Annotated in this window: 19 protein-coding genes and 1 riboswitch; of the genes, 7 read left to right on the plus strand and 12 right to left on the minus strand. The window is 66.1% G+C overall.

All coding sequences use genetic code 11. The annotated features are described in order from the left end of the window. Positions 1-52 precede the first annotated feature (52 nt). Entirely contained in the window at positions 53-907 is an 855-nt protein-coding gene (gene thiD / locus ACTPOI_RS12075; RefSeq protein WP_440109093.1) for a bifunctional hydroxymethylpyrimidine kinase/phosphomethylpyrimidine kinase, read from the plus strand. Between the two features lie 33 nt (positions 908-940). On the opposite strand, the gene ACTPOI_RS12080 is transcribed toward thiD, so the two are convergent. The 12 genes from ACTPOI_RS12080 to ACTPOI_RS12135 form a co-directional block, all read right to left on the minus strand. Continuing rightward, a complete protein-coding gene (locus ACTPOI_RS12080; RefSeq protein ID WP_440109095.1) occupies positions 941-1,336 on the minus strand; it encodes a glutaredoxin family protein in 396 nt (131 codons plus the stop codon). Positions 1,337-1,405: 69 nt separating this feature from the next. Further along, the gene (locus tag ACTPOI_RS12085; RefSeq protein WP_440109097.1) at positions 1,406-2,680 is read right to left on the minus strand and encodes a purine-cytosine permease family protein; all 1,275 of its coding nucleotides are present in this window, start codon (positions 2,678-2,680) and stop codon (positions 1,406-1,408) included. Positions 2,681-2,750: 70 nt separating this feature from the next. Continuing rightward, positions 2,751-2,855, minus strand: a riboswitch (TPP riboswitch). Positions 2,856-2,922: 67 nt separating this feature from the next. Beyond that, complete coding sequence (locus ACTPOI_RS12090) at positions 2,923-4,002, minus strand: NAD(P)/FAD-dependent oxidoreductase (protein WP_440109473.1); 1,080 nt, start codon at positions 4,000-4,002, stop codon at positions 2,923-2,925. 22 nt (positions 4,003-4,024) lie between these two features. Continuing rightward, positions 4,025-4,354 (minus strand): ferredoxin FdxA, encoded by a 330-nt coding sequence (gene fdxA, locus ACTPOI_RS12095; RefSeq protein ID WP_291518634.1) that lies wholly within the window; start codon positions 4,352-4,354, stop codon positions 4,025-4,027. A 113-nt stretch (positions 4,355-4,467) separates the two neighbouring features. Next, positions 4,468-5,847: a sulfate adenylyltransferase subunit 1 gene (locus tag ACTPOI_RS12100; protein WP_440109099.1), complete on the minus strand. Its 1,380-nt coding sequence runs from the start codon at positions 5,845-5,847 to the stop codon at positions 4,468-4,470. Beyond that, the gene (gene cysD, locus ACTPOI_RS12105; RefSeq protein ID WP_440109101.1) at positions 5,847-6,818 is read right to left on the minus strand and encodes a sulfate adenylyltransferase subunit CysD; all 972 of its coding nucleotides are present in this window, start codon (positions 6,816-6,818) and stop codon (positions 5,847-5,849) included. The genes ACTPOI_RS12100 and cysD overlap by 1 nt, the downstream gene beginning before the upstream one ends. A gap of 17 nt (positions 6,819-6,835) precedes the next feature. Beyond that, on the minus strand, positions 6,836-7,459 hold the full coding sequence (locus ACTPOI_RS12110) for a phosphoadenosine phosphosulfate reductase domain-containing protein (RefSeq protein WP_440109103.1): 624 nt from the start codon (positions 7,457-7,459) through the stop codon (positions 6,836-6,838). Positions 7,460-7,477: 18 nt separating this feature from the next. After that, complete coding sequence (locus tag ACTPOI_RS12115; protein WP_440109475.1) at positions 7,478-7,867, minus strand: DUF934 domain-containing protein; 390 nt, start codon at positions 7,865-7,867, stop codon at positions 7,478-7,480. Positions 7,868-7,902: 35 nt separating this feature from the next. Beyond that, positions 7,903-9,687, minus strand: coding sequence for a nitrite/sulfite reductase (locus ACTPOI_RS12120; protein ID WP_440109105.1), 1,785 nt, complete (start codon positions 9,685-9,687; stop codon positions 7,903-7,905). Positions 9,688-9,695: 8 nt separating this feature from the next. Next, on the minus strand, positions 9,696-10,499 hold the full coding sequence (locus ACTPOI_RS12125; RefSeq protein ID WP_440109107.1) for a sulfite exporter TauE/SafE family protein: 804 nt from the start codon (positions 10,497-10,499) through the stop codon (positions 9,696-9,698). A gap of 191 nt (positions 10,500-10,690) precedes the next feature. Further along, complete coding sequence (gene mnmC, locus ACTPOI_RS12130) at positions 10,691-12,664, minus strand: FAD-dependent 5-carboxymethylaminomethyl-2-thiouridine(34) oxidoreductase MnmC (protein WP_440109109.1); 1,974 nt, start codon at positions 12,662-12,664, stop codon at positions 10,691-10,693. A 20-nt stretch (positions 12,665-12,684) separates the two neighbouring features. Then, a complete protein-coding gene (locus ACTPOI_RS12135) occupies positions 12,685-12,957 on the minus strand; it encodes an oxidative damage protection protein (protein WP_440109111.1) in 273 nt (90 codons plus the stop codon). 158 nt (positions 12,958-13,115) lie between these two features. Between ACTPOI_RS12135 and ACTPOI_RS12140 the strand changes: the two genes are divergently transcribed. The 6 genes from ACTPOI_RS12140 (at position 13,116) to ssuC (ending at position 19,191) form a co-directional block, all read left to right on the plus strand. Then, entirely contained in the window at positions 13,116-14,138 is a 1,023-nt protein-coding gene (locus ACTPOI_RS12140) for a sulfate ABC transporter substrate-binding protein (RefSeq protein ID WP_440109113.1), read from the plus strand. Positions 14,139-14,321: 183 nt separating this feature from the next. Continuing rightward, on the plus strand, positions 14,322-14,912 hold the full coding sequence (gene ssuE, locus ACTPOI_RS12145) for an NADPH-dependent FMN reductase (protein WP_440109115.1): 591 nt from the start codon (positions 14,322-14,324) through the stop codon (positions 14,910-14,912). 168 nt (positions 14,913-15,080) lie between these two features. Further along, positions 15,081-16,046: a sulfonate ABC transporter substrate-binding protein gene (locus tag ACTPOI_RS12150; RefSeq protein WP_440109117.1), complete on the plus strand. Its 966-nt coding sequence runs from the start codon at positions 15,081-15,083 to the stop codon at positions 16,044-16,046. Positions 16,047-16,080: 34 nt separating this feature from the next. Further along, positions 16,081-17,100 (plus strand): sulfonate ABC transporter substrate-binding protein, encoded by a 1,020-nt coding sequence (locus tag ACTPOI_RS12155; protein ID WP_440109119.1) that lies wholly within the window; start codon positions 16,081-16,083, stop codon positions 17,098-17,100. A gap of 32 nt (positions 17,101-17,132) precedes the next feature. Continuing rightward, positions 17,133-18,311 (plus strand): FMNH2-dependent alkanesulfonate monooxygenase, encoded by a 1,179-nt coding sequence (gene ssuD / locus ACTPOI_RS12160; protein ID WP_440109121.1) that lies wholly within the window; start codon positions 17,133-17,135, stop codon positions 18,309-18,311. 13 nt (positions 18,312-18,324) lie between these two features. Further along, positions 18,325-19,191, plus strand: coding sequence for an aliphatic sulfonate ABC transporter permease SsuC (ssuC, locus tag ACTPOI_RS12165; protein WP_440109123.1), 867 nt, complete (start codon positions 18,325-18,327; stop codon positions 19,189-19,191). Positions 19,192-19,253 lie beyond the last annotated feature (62 nt).

Consider the following 19,253-nt stretch of genomic DNA (forward strand, 5'->3'; position numbering starts at 1 on the left):
CACAAGGTCTGTGGCCAAGGTTTGCGCTGGCGCATAGGCCATAATTTTTGCCATGACTTCTCCAATGCCTTCGCCCACCCCGGCGCGCCGCTATGCGCGCGTGCTATCGATTGCCGGCTCCGACAGCGGGGGCGGTGCGGGCATCCAGGCCGACCTCAAGACGTTCAGCGCGCTGGGCTGCTACGGCATGACCGCCATCACGGCCATCACGGCGCAAAACACCTGTGGCGTCACCGGCATCCACGGCATCCCGCCGGAGATGCTCAGGGCCCAGATCGACGCTGTGGTGCAGGACATCGGTGTGGACGCCGTCAAGATCGGCATGCTCCATTCGCCCGACGTGGTGCGCGTGGTGGCTGAAGCGATTCGCACCCACCAGCTGCCCCATGTGGTGCTCGACCCGGTGATGGTGGCCACTAGCGGCGACAAGCTGATTGCCGACGAAACCGTGGGCGTGCTGGTGCGTGAGCTGTTTCCGCTGGCGGAAGTCATCACGCCTAACCTGGATGAAGCCGGATGGCTGCTGGGCCGCAGCATCAGTAGTGCTGATGCACTGCCCGAAGCAGCGCAAGCCCTGCTGGGCTTGGGCGCCCGTGCGGCCTTGCTCAAGGGCGGTCACCTGCCCGGGAATTGGGTGGTAGACCTGCTGGCCGTGCAGGGCGGCAGCACGCAGCGGCTCGAATCGCAGCGCATTGCCACGCACAACGGCCACGGCACCGGCTGCACGCTTTCATCGGCGATCGCCGCTTTCCTTGCCATCGGGGAGCCCCTGCCGCTGGCGGTAGAAAATGCCCGCGCCTACATCCTGGGCGCCATCGCTGCGGGGGCTGATGTGACCACGGGCCGCGGCCATGGTCCGCTCAATCACGGTTACGCGCCCCTGGCGCAGCGCGTGTTGCCGGACTAAGCAGCGCCTCAACGCAACCGGGCGGGCTTCGCGTCAGGCAACGTGCGCGAACTCGCTGCGCAAGTACGCGATGATTTTTTCCGAGTCGTAGAGCCAGCGGCTGTTCCCTGTCTCATCTGTGATCTTCAGGCACGGCACCTTGGTGTGGCCGCCCTGTAGCATCAACGCCGCCCGGTCGGGCCCTTCTGGCTGCGCGTCGATTTTGGGGATGTTCAGGGACAAGCGTCGCATTTCCTGGCGCACCTTGATGCAAAACGGGCAGGTTTTGTACTGGTACAGGGCGAGTGCGCGGCACGATTGGTCCACGGATTTCTGCCCGGCCGGGGACCGCTCGATGCCCTTGGGTCGCGTCAAGGCTTCCTTGAGCAGCATCACCGGGCCCAGCACGACGCGCAGGGTCTTGAAAAAGGTTCGAACAAAGTATTTCATGGGCCATTCTAGGTAGGCAAAGCGTTCACGCTGCGCGAACTCCCGGGGCGGCCCCGGGAGGCACGCCGCTCACCCGCGCGGGCGGGTGGCAAATGCCAGCGCAAAACACACGGCCAGCGTGGGCAGCGCTGCGCCCAGTGCGGTAGAGACCATGGGCAGCAGGTGATAGAACGCGATGCCTGCCAGCCAGATGCCCACCGGGACCGGGTTGACCTTGCGGGCCTGCGCCAGCAGTGCGGGTGCATTGGTGCCAAACGCGAGTCGGCCGAGGATCACGGCAAACAGGGGCACAAATACCGAGCTCAGCATCAGCAGGAACGGCTCCAGGCTGTGCATGGGCAGCACCAGCGCAAGGCCCGTGCAGACAGCCGCCACAGCCAGGCCCCACTTGCGTACCGTCCAGCGCGGTGCGAGGCTGTGTGCCGACACTGCACCGGAGTACGTGTCGCCGTAGGCGTTGTCCACCTCGTCGATCAGGATCAGCGACAGCGCAATCAGCCCGCCCTGGGCCAGCAGCAGCGCCTGCACCAGATCCTTGCTCGGCAAGGTAAGCGCCACCAGCACGCCCAGGCTGTAGCACCACATGTTGGCCAACGCATAGCCCAGCCAGGTGCCGCGCAGGGCCGAGCCACCGCTTTTGCCGTGTCGCGCGTAGTCAGCCACCAGCGGCAGCCATGAAATGGGCATGGCGATCACCAGGTCCAGTGCGGGGAACACGCCCATGCCGCCTTCGCCCTTGCGCGTCCACAGCGCTTCCAGGCCCTGCGCCTGGGCCAGCGACAGGAACTGCCATGACAGCCACAGCAGCGACAGCACGACCAGCGGCAGCGCCACGCGCGCAATCACCTTGCGCACCAGCTGCACCATCGACCCACTGATCAGCAGCATCACCACGGCGCCCCACAGCAGCGTGGCCAGCACCGGCCAGTGGGCGCCGGTCATCACGCCTGACTGCTGGCCGATGGCTACGCTGGCGTCGCGCATCACCACCAGCTCGAATGTGCCCCAGCCGACCAGCTGCACGATGTTCAGGATGATGGGCAGGCTGGCAAAGGTGCGGCCGTACACGGCGTGCATCAGCCCGGCACTGGCCAGGCCGCTGTCACAGCCCAGCTTGGCCACCCAGCCCAGCAGGCCCGCGCCCACGATGGAGCCGGCCACGATGGCAATCAGCGCCTCCTTGGTGCCCAGCGCGGGCATCAGGTACGAACCCACCTGCATGACCAGCAGCCCCACGCCCAGGCTGAACCAGAGCGAGGCGTGGTCATGCCACTGGAAGACGCGGCGGTCGGCAGAAACAGGGGCCAGCGCTTCGTTGGAAGGCGCGGCAGACGATGGGGACATGGCAGGCTCCGTAGCAATACAGAGCAGGGCGGCGGCCTGCGGGCGCGTCCCAAGACCGAATCAGGGGATGGCCACAACAGACATGCTTCCCTGCGCGAGGATGATCTCAATCAGGTTCAAAGGGACTCTCTCAGTGGGCACCGTGATGGCAGCGCCCACACCCCTAGCGATGTGCCCCGGCCGACGCACAAGCATCCTTCGGAGCGTGCGGATTGTAGAGCCTGCCTTCGGGCAGCTGGCGATCAGTGCCCGGCGGGGGCTGTGGCGGTGCCCGGTGCCACGCCCAGCAGCTGGTGCAGCCGCGGGCTGGTGGTCGTGTATTGCAGCGCCACTTTGTCACCCTTCATGGTCTCGGCCGCGCCAAATGCTGCCAGCGTGGCCTCATGGAAGCCACACAGGATGAGCTTGCGTTTGCCGGGGTAGGTGTTGATGTCGCCCACGGCGTAAATGCCGGGCACGCTGGTACGGAAGGATGCGGTGTCCACCACCAGCTGCTTGCGGTCCATGGCCAAACCCCAGTCTGCAATGGGCCCGAGCCGGGGTGAAATGCCCAGCACAGCTAGCAGCAGGTCCAGTGCCAGGGCGCGGCTGCTGCCATTGGCGTCCACCACTTGCAAGGCGGTCAGCTGTTCGCCAGCGGCTTCAATACCGGTGATCTGTACGGCCTCGACGTGGATGCGGCCCGCATCGCGCAGTTGCTGCAGGCGCTGCAGCAGGGCATCCGGGGCCTGGAACACATCGCGGCGGTGCAGCAGGCTGACGCGGGCGGCCTGGCCTTGTTCGGCCAGTTCCACGGCGCGGGCCACGGCAGGCTCGTCGCCGCCGTGGACGACCACATGGCGACCGGCCACGTTGGCAGTGGAGTGGAGGTTTTGGTAGTGGACCTGGGTGCCCACAAAACGCTCGATGCCGTCCACCTTGAGCGTGCGCGGCACAAACGCGCCCACGCCTGCGGCAATGAAAACGCTGCGGGCCAGCAGCTGCGTACCTTGCGAGGTTTCGACCAGCAGGCGCTCATCGGACTGCACGCTGAGTGCGGACACCAGCGTGTTCAGGTGCCACTGTGTCTTGAACGGCGCAATCTGCTGAAGCAGCAAATCGGCCAGCCCCCGACCGGTGCACACCGGGATGCCCGGGATGTCGTAGATCGGTTTGTCACCGTACAGCTCGACACACTGGCCGCCCGCATGGGGCAGGGCATCGATCAGGTGGACGGTGATGCCTTGCAGGCCCAGCTGGAAGGCCTGGAACAGGCCCACGGGACCCGCGCCGATGACGACGGCATCGGTCTCTACGACGGCGGGCGCTTGCAAAGCTTCAATCACCAGCGGGGCACGCGGCGGTTTACTTGATCAGTGCGCTGACCTTGCCGGGCTTGCCGTTCCACTCGTCGGCATCAGGCAGCGCGGGCTTGCGCTTGGTGATGCTCTTCCAGCCGTCGGCAAAGGCCAGATCGGCGTTGAGCTTGATGAATGCGATCTGGTCGGCCGGCAGGTCTTCTTCGGCAAAGATGGCGTTGGCAGGGCACTCGGGGATGCAGACTGCGCAGTCGATGCACTCGTCAGGATCGATGACGAGCATGTTCGGGCCTTCGCGGAAGCAGTCCACGGGGCACACGTCCACACAATCGGTGTACTTGCACTTGATGCAGTTTTCGGAAACGACGTGGGTCATGACGGGAGTTGTGTGGGGCGGTGAAAACCCTCGATTTTAAGGCTTTCACCGACCTTGGTTGGCAGGGCCCCTCTCGCAGAAAGGGGTGCTCGGCGCACAAAGGCTGATGGAGGTCAGTTCACCAGCACCGCGCCAGCGGTCTTGTGGCTGGCGGTGTCGACCAGGATCAGTGAACCCAGCACGCGCGCCTGGCTGAAAGCGGCGGCCGGAATCGCCTCCTGCAGCAGCAGATCCACATGCCCGATGGCGTTGGGGTCCAGCTGGATGGCGGCTTCTTCGGCCAGCGTGTTGATGTTCAGCTTGTGCACCACGGCCTTCACCTTGGCCTTGACCCAGCGGTGGCCGTGCAGCGCCCAGTACACGCGCCCGGCCACCAGCGGCTCGTCGTCCATCCAGGCGATGGTGGTGCGCAGCTCGCGGCTGGAAGGCCAGGCCGGCACGGCCGCTGGGGTGTCGCGAAAGTCGTCGTCGGCCGGTGTGGCCGCAGCGGCCGTGGGCGCAGCCAGAATCCAGTCGCCGCGTGACACGTCCACTTCGCGGTCCAGGATGATCCCGGCGCTGGTGCCCGCGGGTACGTCGCCCGGGCGACGGGCATGGTCCAGCACTTGCGCCACGGTGGCCAGCTGGCCGCTGGGGAAGATCTGCACCGGCGTGCCGGGTGTCACGTTGCCTGCAGCCACGCGGCCCCAGAAGACGCGGCGGCCCTGGCTGGTGTCGGCCGATGACGACGATGATTTTTCGACCCACTGCACCGGGAAAGCCACCGCCAGCGCGGTGTCGGCGGGGGTGTTGGGCAGTTCTTCGAGCACCTGCAGCAGCGTGGGGCCTTGGTAGCCGCACCAGCCGGCGTGGCCGTCGACCACGTTCCAGCCCTTGAGGGCCGACACGGGCACCGTGGCGCGCACGGTGATCCCGGCAGCCTGGGCAAACGACTGCAACGCACCCTGGATGTGCTTCCAGGCCACCACCGGGTCTTCCACCGCGTCGAGCTTGTTGACCGCAAACACCAGCGAGTGCACACGCAGCAGGTGCGCCAGCAGGCTGTGGCGGCGCGTCTGCGGCAGCAGGGCCAGGGCGGGGTTCTTCCAGTCGAGCTTGGTGGCGTCGACCAGCACCACGGCCGCATCTGCGCTGCTGGCAGCGGTGACCATGTTGCGGGTGTACTGCTCGTGGCCCGGCGCGTCGCCAATGATGAACTTGCGCGTTTCGGTGGCGAAGTAGCGGTAGGCCACGTCGATGGTGATGCCCTGCTCGCGCTCTGCGCTGAGGCCATCGGTCAGCAGGGCCAGGTCGGTCTCGCCCTGGCGCTGCACGCCGGCCAGGTGGTCTTGCAGCACGGCCTTGCTGTCCACCAGCAGGCGGCCGATCAGCGTGCTCTTGCCGTCGTCCACACTGCCGCAGGTGATGAACTTGAGGGCGGAAATATGGTCATTTTGGCCTGTAGTGCTTAATTTATATGCACTTGTAGCTATCAAATTAGTAGTGTTTGTCATCAGAAATACCCGTCCTTCTTGCGCTTTTCCATCGAGGCGTCGCTGGTCTTGTCGTCCATGCGCGTCGCCCCGCGCTCGCTCACGTCGGCGGCCAGGGTCTCGATCACGATCTCGGCCGGCGTGGCAGCAGTGCTCTCTACCGGTGCGGTGCAGGTGATGTCGCCCACGGTGCGAAAGCGCACGTCGCGCGTTTCCACTACATCGCCCTCGCGCGGCGGGGTAAGTTCGGTCACGGGCATCAGCAGGCCCTTCTTGTCCACCACCTGGCGCTTGTGCGTGTAGTAGATGCTGGGCAAGCCGATCTGCTCGCGGTCGATGTACTGCCACACGTCGAGTTCGGTCCAGTTGCTGATGGGGAACACACGGAAGTGTTCGCCGGGCTGCAGGCGGGTATTGAACAGCGTCCACAGCTCGGGGCGCTGGGCCTTGGGCTGCCATTGGCCGAAGCTGTCGCGGTGGCTGAAGATGCGTTCCTTGGCGCGGGCCTTTTCCTCGTCGCGGCGGGCGCCGCCAATCAGCGCGTCAAAGCGGAACTCTTCAATCGCTTCAAGCAGCGTGACCGACTGGTGCACGTTGCGCGACTCGCCCGGGTGGGCCAGGCGCACGGTGCCGCGTGCCATCGAATCTTCGACATTGCGCACGATGAGTTCGGCACCCAGTTCCTTCGCGCGGAAGTCGCGGAAGTCGGTGACTTCAGGGAAGTTGTGGCCGGTATCGATCATGAGCAGCGGGTACGGAATGCCGCCACCGCTGGCCTTGCTGCCAAAGGCTTTTTCGGCGCACTTGAGCATCACCAGCGAATCCTTGCCGCCCGAAAACAGCAGGGCAGGGCGTTCAAAGGCGGCAGCCACCTCGCGCAGGATGAAGATGGTTTCTTCTTCCAGAGCGTCGAGGTGCGAATTGTTGAGGTGGTAGCTCATGGGGTTGTCGTTGTTCTTTTGCAGCAGCGCGGCGTCGGTACGGGCGTTCATGGTCGGTTCTGCGCGGGTCAGTGGGCGATGTGCAGGCCGCACTCGCGGTTGTCTTCGCCCTTGGTCGGGTCCACGTAATCGAAGTTGTTGGGCAGGCCGTGCTTGACGCAGTACTCGTGCAGGTCCTTGGACGACCAGTGCAGCAGCGGCGCCACCTTGATGAGGCCGTCGGGGTTGATGCTCACCGGGTCCATCTGTGCGCGCACGGCGGTGTCGGTGGCGCGCAGGGCGGTGAACCAGACCTTGGGCGCTGTCTCGCGCAGGGCGCGGGCGAAGGGCTCGAGCTTCACCTCGGCGGTGAATGCTGCGTGGCGCGGGTCGTCCAGCGCGGGCGTAGGGCCGTCAACCGCTTCGCGGTGCGCGCGCGAGCGCAGGGGCAGGTAGATCTTCAGGTTCAGCCCCAGCTGCTTCGTCACCTCGTCGGCAAAGCGGTAGGTGGCCTCCGTGTTGTAGCCGTTGTCCATCCACACCACGGGCACATCGCGCTGTACCGACGCAACCATGTGCAGGATGACGGCCTCGAACGGGCGGAAGTTTGTGGTGACGATGGGGCTCTGGCCCAGGCCCAGGGCCCAGGCGACGAGGCCTTCGGCGTTGCGGCCGAGTTCAGCGTTGATGCGTGCGAGATCGAATTGGCTCATGTGCGGTCCTATGGGGGCTCAGGCAGCGGCCCGTGCAGCAAACAGCGGCTGCGGGTTGACGGCATCGCCCTGGTAGAAGCCGGGGAACCGCTCGAACTGGCGCTGCGCATCGGCAGCGTCCACGCCTTCGCGCAGCACGGCGCTGCTAAAGCCGGTGCGCTGCATCTGCACCAGCTGGTCGATCAGCACATCGCCGGTGGCGCGGATCTCGCCGGTGAATCCGCGGCGGCGGCGCAGCAAAAAGGCCTGGCTGAACGCGCGGCCATCGGTAAAGCTGGGGAAGTGCAGGTCGACACGTTCCACGCCGTCAAGCGGCAGGGCCAGGGCGTCGGCATCGTTGGGCAGGGCCACGGCGCGGGCGTCGCCCTCGGCGGGCGGCTGGTGGTCTTGGGCGGCAAGTAGTTTCAACATCATGTCTGTGGGGCTGTGCTCTGCGGTGCGACTCAGGCCGCGACGGTTTCGGCTTCCTTGTGGCGGGCCTGCTTGGCGGCTTCCTTGAACGGGTCCAGGCCGGTGCGGCGTACGGTGTTCTGGAAGGTTTCGCCGCTTTCGCGCAGGTCGCGGTAGGTGCCAAGTACGGCCTCGATCACGTCGGGCACTTCGGCCGCCGAGAACGAGGGGCCAATCACCTTGCCCGCCGCGGCGGCGCCTGACAGATCGGATCCGTCCGATCCACCCAGCGTCACCTGGTACCACTCCTTGCCGTCCTTATCGACACCCAGGATGCCGATGTGGCCGCTGTGGTGGTGGCCGCAGCTGTTGATGCAGCCGCTGATGTGCAGGTCGATCTCGCCGATGTCATCGAGCTCGTCCAGGTCCTGATAACGCTGGGTGATGGCTTCGGCAATCGGCAGCGAGCGGGCATTGGCCAGCGCGCAGAAATCGCCGCCGGGGCAGGCGATCATGTCGGTCAGCAGCTGCACATTGGCGCTGGCCAGGCCCAGTGCCCTGGCCTCTTGCCACAGCTCGAACAGGCGGCTGGCGTGCACCCAGGGCAGCAGCACGTTCTGGTCGTGCGTCACGCGCGCTTCGCCGGCAGAGTATTTGTCCACCAGGTCGGCCAGCGCAATGAGCTGTTCGCTGGTGGCGTCACCCGGCGCTTGGCCGGGGCGCTTGAAAGACAGCGTTACGGCACGCAGCTGCGGGTTTTGGTGCGGGTGCACATTACGCTTGAGCCAGCGGCCAAACATTACGTGCTCCGCAGCTTGGGCGTCCAGCTGTGCTTGCAGGGCTGCGGGGGGCACGTCGGCGATGTCGGCCAGCTTGGGGGTTACAAAGCAGGCGGCCACGCGGTCGAATTCCGCTTGGGGAATCGTGTGCGGCCCACCGTCGATCTCGACGATCTGGCGGTATTCGGCTTCCACATCGTCGATGTATTTCTGACCTTCGGACTTGACCAGGATCTTGATGCGGGCCTTGTACTTGTTGTCGCGGCGGCCATGCTCGTTGTACACCCGCACGATGGCCTCGATGTAATTCATGATCTGGTTCCAGGGCAGGAACTCGCGGATCACGGTGCCAATCACCGGCGTGCGGCCCATGCCGCCGCCGACAAACACCTTGAAGCCGATTTCGCCCGCATCGTTCTTGACCAGGTGCAGGCCCACGTCGTGCCAGCCGGTGGCGGCGCGGTCGTCCCTGGCGCCGCTGATGGCGATCTTGAACTTGCGGGGCAGGAATGCGAATTCAGGATGCAGGGTGGACCACTGGCGGATCAGCTCGGCATAGGGGCGCGGGTCCACGATCTCGTCCACAGCCACACCCGCCAACGCGTCTGTGGTGGTGTTGCGGATGCAGTTGCCGCTGGTCTGGATGCCGTGCATGTTCACGCTGGCCAGCAGGTCCATCACGTCCGCGCTTTTGGACAGCGGAATCCAGTTGAACTGCACGTTGGTGCGGGTGGTGAAGTGGGCGCAGTGTGTGGGCAAGAAGGTGGTGCCCAGCTTGCCCTGGCCTTCCATGGCGGCCTTGAACACCGCTGCTTCGGGCTGGTCGTATTCGCGGGCAATTTGCGCCAGCACGCGCAGCTGGCGGCTGGCGATTTCGCCGTAAGGCACTGCCACGCGCAGCATGGGGGCGTAGCGCTGCACGTACCAGCCGTTTTGCAGGCGCAGCGGGCGGAAGTCGTCCTCGCTCAGCTTGCCGGTCTGCCAGCGCGTGAGCTGGTCACGGAACTGCGCTGCGCGCTGCTGCACGAACGCGGTGTCGAATGCGGTGTATTGGTACATAGGGGAGCTCAGATCAGGATCAGTTTGGCGCCTGCCCAGGCAAGCAGCGCAGAGAGGATGGAGCGAATCAGGCGCTCGGGAGTGCGGGTGACCAGGCGCGAGCCCAGCCAGATGCCCGGCAGCGAGCCAGCCAGCAATTGTGCAAGCAGCGGCCAGTCCACCGAGCCCAGCGATGCGTGACCCAGGCCTGCCACCAGGGTCAGGGGCACCGCGTAGGCGATGTCGGCGCCGATCACGCGGGGCAGGGGGAGCAGCGGGTATACCAGCAGCAGCACGGTAACGCCAATGGCGCCCGCGCCGACCGATGTGAACGTGACCAGCGTGCCGATGACCGCGCCCAGCAATACAGGCAGGCTCCAGTGGCGGGGGCGGGTGGCCAGCGCTGCGTTGGCTTCGCGCCGCGCATGGTCGGCTGCCTGCCGTTCGCGCGAGAACGCGATCACCTTGTAGAGCGTAGCGGCGGCGGTCAGCAGCAGGGCGAAGCCCAGCGTGGTTGTCATCACGCGCTGCGCCAGCCCCGATGCCGGGCCCAGCGTCTTGAGCACCCACAGCGCCAGCAGTGCCGCCGGAATGCTGCCCGCGCACAGTTGGCCCACCACGCGCCAGGGCACGAGCCGTTGCCGGGCCATGCTCACGGTGCCGCCCATTTTGGTAAAGGCCGCAAACAGCAGGTCGGTGCCAATGGCCAGGTGCGGCTTGACGCCAAAGAAGAAGATCAGCACCGGCGTCATGAGCGAGCCACCCCCCACCCCGGTCAGGCCGACGATGAGCCCGACGGCAAACCCCGCGATAACGAACGCCAATTCATGCATGCCCGCGAATGTAGGGGGGCTGCTTATGGATGCAAACTATTGTTTCGTGCTGCTGATATGTGAATTTGTTTATAAGCAAGTGCTGGCGCGGGTTTGCGGGCGATAGGGGGCAGGGCCGCCGACATGTCTGCAGGATGCAGTAAGTGCCTCTCTGCGAGGCGCTTGCCCAGCCGCGGCCTCTGAATCCGCTGTTACAGCCGCTCCGTGCCCAGCGCGCGGGCCAGTCGCGCATCCAGCGGCAGCGGCTCGCCGTGCAGGCGCGCTGCCAGCAGTTCGCCGCACAGCAGCGCCAGCGTCAACCCGCGCGCACCCATGGCCGTACAGGCCCACAGCCCGGGCAGCGCCTGTGCATCCACCGGCCCGGCTATGGGCAGGCGGTCTGGCGATGTGCAACGGACGGCACCCCAGGACCGGACTGCGCCGGGCTCGGCCTTGTCATTGGCCACGGGTGGCTGGGCGGCGGTAAACGCGCCGTCCAGGCGCGCCGCAGCCTGCGGCAGCAGAGTCTGCAGCTTGGCCAGGTTGGCCGTGTGCGCGGCCTGTTGCTCAGTGGGAGAGGCCGGCAGTGTGTCCACGTCGCGTTCAAACGTGGACCCCATCACCCATGCCATGGGCGTGTTGGCGGCGACACAGGGGCTATCAGCCCAGGGCACCGGGAAGGCCGGCACGAGATTGCCATGCCCGTTGACCGGGAAGGGCGCCACCGCCGACACAGCCTCCGTACTGACATGCAGGCCCCAGCTCACCTGCCCGCGTACCGGCTGCAAGGGCCAGCGGTGCTCCAGCAGCAGGCTGCTGCCCGCGCCAGCCGCAATCACCACAAGCGAGGCCTCTGCCAGCAGGTTGCCTGCGGCGTCCAGCACCTGCCAGGCGCCGCTGCCCTCTGGTCCAGCCAGTTCGGCGTTGGATGGCACCCGGCGCAATTGCGCCACGGCGCATCCGCCGCGCCACGCGATGCCCGGTTGTGCCAGCAGGGCCTGCACTAGGCGGGCCGGACGAATCCACCCTGCGCGTGGGTGCCAGCAGGCCACGGCGTCGGCCGGCAGGCCCGCGGCATCGAGCGACGCAGACGGTGCAGCCATGCTCCATTGCGCACCCGCACCGCCTGCCGACCATGTTGCGGGCAGGCCGGGCGTACCGTCGGTGCGGTGTTCCAGCACGCCGCAGGGCGACCAGTCGGTGCCTTCATGCAGCACCCAGCCCGCCTGCTGCAGCGTGGTGCGCACGCCGCTGCGCGACAGGCGCGACAGAACGCTGTCGTCCGGCGAAACATGGGGCGCGAACACGCCTGCGGGCAGGGCTGAAGCGCCCTCCGCCGGGGAAGGGGCAGCGTCCAGCACCTGCACCTGCCACCCGCGGCGCGCCAGGCTGGCGGCGGTGGCAGCGCCGGCAATGCCACCACCGATGACGATGCACCGGCCTGGCGGCACGGGCACATCGGGCGTGGCCATGCCGCGGGCGGTGCGTGGCTCCCAACGGGGCTCGTACACGGCGTGCAGGTTGTCGCGTTTCGGGGGCACGCCCGGCACGCGCTGCACCTCAAAGCCGCACTGGGCCAGGGTGTCGCGCACGGCGCGGGCAATGGTCCAGGTGGCCAGACGCGTGCCGCGCCGGCAGCAGCGGGCCACCGCTTTCAGGGTGTGTTCGTCCCAGATGTCGGGGTTGCGCTGGGGGCTGAAGCCGTCCAGGTACACGGCATCCACGGTCGGCCCCTGCTGGCGCAGCATGGCCTGCGTGTCGCCCACGTACAGGGTGAGCAGCACGCGACCTTCGTCAAACCGCAGCCGGTGCACACCCGGCAACAGGCCCCACCACTGCTGGTGCAGCGCGTGCGCCAGATCTGCCAGGTGCGGATGTGCGGCATGGGCGCGGCGCAGGTCATCGGCGCTCACGGGCCAGGCTTCGGTGGATACGAAGTGCAGCAGCCCGCAACGCTGCGGATCAGCCCGCCAGGCGGCCCAGGTGACGAGGAAGTTCAGGCCAAAGCCAAAGCCCGTTTCCAGAATGCGCCACTGCCGCTGGCCGGCCCAGGCTTCGGGCAGGCCGCAGCCCTGCAAAAACACGCCGCTGGCCTGCTCCAGACCACCGCTTTCACTGTGGTAACGGTCGCCGAAGCGGGGGCTGTAGGGGGTGCCGTCCGGTAGCCAGTCAATGGGCTCGGACATGGAGAAAGAGCAGGGAGCGGTCAGGCGCTAGGGGGCACGTAGCCCGCCGCAGCGTCTGCGCCGCCGCCAAAAAAGTGATTCTCCATTTGACGCGCCAGGTACTGGCGGGCGCGCGCATCAGCCAGGTTCAGGCGGTTTTCATTGACCAGCATGGTCTGGTGCTTGAGCCAGTCGGCCCAGGCTTCCTTGCTCACGCTTTCCCAGATGCGTTTGCCCAGCTCGCCGGGGTAGGGCGGAAAGTCCAGGCCTTCGGCTTCCTTGTTGAGCTTGATGCATTGAACGGTGCGTGCCATGGGGTGTCCTTGTAGGTGGGGCGAGCGAAAAAAGGCTTCGCTTAGATGATTTGGGTATTAAGAACTGAAATCTCAGTAGTTCCAGTTTTGAAGGGGGCCTTCCAGAATGCGTTTCATCGGTGTTTTGCACCGCAACACATTCAGAAACGAGGACCCCCATGAACTTTCGCCGCGACTTTATCAAGTTTCCTTTCGCCGCCGCCCTGGCAGGCGCTTTGGCCCTCACGGCTTTGCCGTCGTTTGCACAATCTGTGACCCTGCTCAATGTGTCGTATGACCCGACGCGCGAGCTGTATGTGGAGTTCAACCAGGCGTTTGCGAAACACTGGAAGGCCAAGACCGGCCAGGACGTGACCATCAAGCAAAGCCACGGGGGCTCGGGCAAGCAGGCGCGGTCGATCATCGACGGGCTGGAAGCCGATGTGGCCACGCTGGCGCTGGCCGGGGACACCGACGCCCTGCACAAGAACGGCGGCTGGATCCCGAAAGACTGGCAAAAGCGCCTGCCGCACAACAGCTCGCCCTACACCTCCACCATCGTGCTGGTGGTGCGCCAGGGCAACCCCAAGGGCATCAAGGACTGGGATGACCTTGTCAAGCCCGGCATCAGCGTGATCACGCCCAACCCCAAGACCTCGGGCGGCGCCCGCTGGAACTACCTGGCAGCCTGGGAATTCGCCAAGCGCAAGTACGGCGGTGATGCGAAGGCCCGCGAATTTGTGGCCAAGCTGTACGGCAACGTGCCCGTGCTGGACACCGGCGCGCGGGGCTCTTCGGTGACATTCGCCCAGCGCAACCAGGGCGATGTGTTCATCAGCTGGGAGAACGAGGCCTACCTGCTGGAAAAGGAATTTGGCAGCAAGGTGGACGTGGTGTACCCGTCGATCTCCATTTTGGCCGAGCCTGCGGTGTCGGTAGTGGACAAGAACGTGGACAAGAAGGGCACTCGCGCGGTGGCCGAGGCCTATCTGCAGTACCTCTACACCGACGAGGGCCAGGACATTGCCGGCAAGCATTTCTACCGCCCGGCCGTGTCTGAAAAAGCCAAGGCCAAGTACGCCAGGCAGTTCCCCAAGCTCAACCTGTTCACCATCGACGAAGCGTTCGGCGGCTGGGACAAAGCCGCCAAGGACCACTTTGCGGACAACGCGAGCTTCGACCAGATCTATTCGAAGAAGTAGGTCGCGCCAGAACCAGGCTGCCCGAGCGGCGGGCCTGTCCTCTCTCAGCAAGTGCGCTGCTGCCCGGCCAGGCCCTGGCCGGACGGCGCGGGGAGGGTGCTGCGCGTCATTTTTGAGCGAAATACGGCTCAGGCGCACGTTTCATATGCACCTTGTGCTATCAAAATAATAGTAAGGAATTCCATGTCTGCCCTGCTGATTGCTGGTAGCCCCTCCGAACGTTCCCGCTCCGCCGCCCTGCTCGATGCCGTGGCCCGGCGCCTGACGGTGCGGGGCGCGCTGGTAGACCGCATCCTGATTCGCGACCTGTCGCCCCAGGCCCTGGTGCTGGCCGACTTTGGCCACCCCACCGTGGTGCGGGCGACGAACCAGGTCGCAGATGCCAGCGTGCTGGTGGTGGCCACCCCTGTCTACAAGGCGGCCTACAGCGGCGTGCTCAAGGTGTTTCTGGACCTGTTGCCGCAAACAGCGCTCAAGGGCAAGGTGGTGTTACCGCTGGCCACGGGCGGCAGTCCGCACCACATGCTGGCGCTCGACTACGCGCTACGGCCCGTGCTGCAGTCGCTAGGCGCCAAGAGCATCCTGCCCGGCATCTACGCCACCGACTCGCAGGTCACGCTGACCCCCGAGGGCGCCTGCGACATCCACGCCGACATCGCCGCCCGGCTGGACGATGCGGTGAACGTGCTGGTCACGGAAACCCTGCGCCCATCGCCCGCCCAGGCCGCGCGGTTTGCGCCGGTCAACTTCGCTGACGTGCGATGTAGCGTGTAAGGCCAGTGTTGGCGCCGCGGCAAGCCCGCTGCGCCTGCGCCGTCGCCCGCGTTTCCTTCCCCAACTTTTCCTCTTTTTTGCTGCGCCCGGTGCGCGGGCAGGGCGTTGTGTTGCCCGCTGCCCGGCACGGTCGCCCCACCTTCACACCTTGATTCCGGAGCTTGCACCATGCACGAACTGACCCGTTTTTCCCTCCAGCGCCGCCACATCCTCGCGGCATCGGTTGCCGCTGCCGTTACCGCTACCAGTGGCGCGTCCTGGGCCCAGGCGCCCGGCCGCGTCCTGCGTGTCGGTCATCAGAAAGGCTGGCTTTCCATCCTCAAGGCCCGCGGCACGCTGGAAAAGCGCCTGGCCCCGCTGGGCGTGAAAGTGACCTGGACCGAGTTCAACGCCGGCCCAGTGCAGCTGGAGGCGCTCAATGTCGGCTCCATCGACTTTGGCGACGTGGGCGAAGCCCCGCCCATCTTTGCCCAGGCCGCAGGCGCGCCGCTCGTGTACGCCGGTGCCACCGTGCCGCGCCCCGGGCTGGAGGCCGTGGTGGTACCCAAGGACTCCCTCATCCGCACCGTGGCCGACCTCAAGGGCAAGCGCGTGGCCTACAACAAGGGCTCCAACGTGCAGTACTTCCTGGTCAAGCTGCTGGAGAAGAACGGCCTGAAGTACAGCGATGTGCAATCGATCTTCCTGGCACCGGCCGATGCGCGTGCGGCGTTCGAGCGCGGCGCCGTGGATGCCTGGATCATCTGGGACCCGTTTCTGGCTGCTGCGCAAAAGCAGCTTGATGCCCGCCTGCTGGTCGATGCTACCGGCGTGGTCAACAACCGCGCGTACTACTTCACCTCGCGCGACTTCGCCACGAAGAATAGCGATGTGCTGCGCATTGCCATCGATGAGGTCAATGCCATCGACACCTGGGTCTCCAAAAACAAGGATGCGGCGGCTGCCGAACTGTCGGCTGTGCTCGGCCTCGACAAGTCCATCACCGATCTGTACCTGAGCCGCGCCCGCTTTGGTACGGCCCCGGTCACACGCGAGATCCTGGCCGAGCAGCAGGCGATCGCAGACACCTTCTTCGAACTGAAGCTCATCCCGAAAAAGCTCAATCTGCTGCACGCCGCGCCGGTGGACCTTTGAGGGTGCTGGCAGTACCGCAAAGAAAGGAGTCAACATGACCCATTCCCATCTGAGTCCCGAGCGGCGTCGCGCACTGCAACTGCTGGGCGTCACCGCCTTCAACTGGGCGCTGTCCAGCCGCTATGCCCACGCGCAAAGCCCCGCTGTTCCCGGCCCTGAGCAACTGCGCATTGGTTACCAGAAGTCGGCTGTCAACCTGGTCATCCTCAAGCAGCAAGGGGTGCTGGAAAAGCGCTTCCCCGGCACCCGCGTGAGCTGGCTCGAGTTTCCGGCGGGCCCCCAACTGCTCGAAGCCTTGTCGGTGGGCAGTCTGGAGTTTGGCCTGACCGGGGACTCGCCCCCCGTGTTCGCCCAGGCCGCGGGCAAGGACCTGCTGTACGTGGGTGCCGAGCCGCCCAAGCCCGACAGCTCTGCCCTGTTGGTGCTCAAGGATTCGCAACTGCGCACGCTGGCCGACATCAAGGGCCGCCGCATTGCCGTGCAAAAAGGCAGCAGCGCCCACTACCTGCTGGTGCGTGCGGTCGAGCGGGCCGGGCTGCAATGGGCCGACATCCAGCCGGTGTACCTGACCCCCGCCGACGCGCGTGCCGCATTCGAGCGCAAGAGCGTGGACGCCTGGGCCATCTGGGACCCGTTCTACGCCGCTACCGAGCTGGCCATCCAGCCGCGTGTGCTTGCAACCGGCCGTGATCTGGCCAGCAGCAACAACTCGTTCTATCTGGCGGCCCGCCCGTTTGTGCAGGCCCACCCGCAGGTACTGCGCGTGCTGTTTGAGGAACTCAGCCGCGCCGACCGGCTGGCACAGGATGCGCGCACGGACGCCATCAAGCTGATTGCCGACTTCAGCGGGCTGGATGCAGGCGTTGTCAGCCTGTTCATCCAGCGCCGCCCGTCGTCCCCCGTGGGGCTGCTGAACGCCGAGACCGTGGCCGACCAGCAGCGCGTGGCCGATGCGTTTTTCAAGCTCGGCCTGATCCCAAAGCCTGTGCGTGTTTCCGACATCGTGTGGCGGCCTGCCTCTGCGCAGCTGACTGGCGCTGCCGCCCTGTCCTGAGCCATCGATCCATCCAACCCCCTGAGGTCTTCATGAAAATTTTCTGGTTCATTCCCACCCACGGCGACAGCCGTTATCTCGGCACCGCCAAAGGCGCGCGCCAGCTCAACCACGACTATCTGAAGCAGGTCGCCGTGGCGGCAGACAGCCTGGGCTACGAAGGCGTACTCATCCCCACCGGTCGCTCGTGCGAAGACCCGTGGGTGGTGGCGGCCAGCTTGCTGCCGGTCACGCGCAACCTCAAGTTCCTGGTGGCCGTGCGGCCGGGCCTGCACCAGCCCGCGTTGGCTGCCCGCATGGCAGCAACGTTCGACCGGCTCTCGGGCGGGCGCCTGCTGATCAATCTGGTGACGGGCGGCGACCAGGCCGAGCTGGAGGGCGATGGCGTGTTTCTGGACCACGCCGCGCGCTACGAACAGTCGGCCGAATTTATCCGCATCTGGCGCGAGATTCTGGCGCGCAGCCACCGGGGCGAATCGCTGGACTTTGAAGGCCAGCACCTGTCGGTGAAAGGTGCCAAGCTGCTCTTCCCGCCGGTGCAGCAGCCACACCCACCGGTGTACTTTGGCGGCTCGTCGTCCGCTGCGCACGACCTGGCGGCCGAGCAGGTGGAAACCTATCTGACATGGGGCGAGCCGCCGGCCGAGGTGGCCAAAAAGGTGGCCGATGTGCGCGAGCGCGCTGCCAGGCACGGCCGTACCGTCAACTTCGGCATCCGCCTTCATGTCATCGTGCGCGAGACGGACGAGCAGGCCTGGGCTGCTGCCGAGGAACTCATCAGCCACGTCAGCGACGACACGGTGGTGCGCGCCCAGGCAGTGTTTGCGCGCATGGATTCCGAAGGCCAGCGCCGCATGGCCGCGCTGCATGCAGGCGGCGCCAAGCGCACCCGCAAGGACCTGGAGATCAGCCCCAACCTGTGGGCCGGTGTGGGCCTGGTGCGCGGCGGTGCGGGCACCGCGCTGGTGGGCGATCCGCAAACCGTGGCGGCACGCATCGAGGAATACGCCGCGCTGGGGCTCGACACCTTCGTGTTCTCGGGCTATCCGCACCTGGACGAGGCCTACCGCTTTGCCGAGCTGGTGTTCCCGCTGCTGCCCCTGCCGCTGCGCAGCCAGCTGTCCAGCGGCAACCCCCTGTTTGGCAACCCGCTGGGGCCGTTCGGCGAAACCGTGGCCAACGACTTTGTACCGCGTGCGTCCCAGAGCTGACCGGAGCCGACCCATGACATACACCGCGAAAGAACTGCAGGTATCTCCACTGGCCGACGCCGCAGACCTGCCCATTGACGTACCGCCGCTTCCCGCAGCCGTGGGGCGCTTTGCCAGGCAGATCGCGCAGCGCCTGCTGCCATGGCTTGTGCCCGTGGGCCTGGTCGTGCTGTGGCAGGTCGCCTCGTCGCAAGGCTGGCTGTCCACCCGCGTGCTGCCTGCACCCTTCGAGGTGGCGAAGGCCGCCTGGACGCTCGCTGCGTCGGGCGAGCTGTGGACGCATGTCCAGGTCAGTGCCGGCCGCGCCCTCACCGGGCTGGCCATTGGCGGGGGCCTGGGGCTGCTGCTGGGCCTGCTCACGGGTTCGGTCAAGCTGTTCGAAACATTGCTGGATTCCACCATCCAGATGGTGCGCAACATTCCGGCGCTGGCGCTGATCCCGCTGGTGATCCTGTGGTTTGGCATCGATGAATCGGCCAAGCTGTTCCTCATCAGCGTGTCGGTGTTCTTTCCGATCTACCTCAACACCTTCCACGGCATCCGCAATGTGGACCCGGGGCTGATCGAGATGGGCCGCACCTACGGCCTCGGCCGCTGGCAGCTATATCGGCAGATCATCCTGCCGGGCGCGCTCTCCAGCATCCTGGTGGGGCTGCGGTTCTCGCTGGGCTTGATGTGGGTGATCCTGATCGTGGCCGAAACGATTTCGGCGCAGGCCGGCATTGGCTACCTCACGATGAATGCCCGCGAGTTCCTGCAGACCGACATCGTGCTGGTGCGCATCCTGCTGTACGCCTTGCTGGGCAAGCTGGCGGATGTGTTTGCCAAGGGGCTAGAGCGCTACTGGCTGCGCTGGCATCCTGGATATGCATCCCCCTGAGCCGCTGCGCGGCTTCCCCCTTCTCTCTACGCGCTGCGCGCTAGGGGAAGGGGGACGACGCC

This window comes from Acidovorax sp. BL-A-41-H1 (assembly GCF_051942715.1).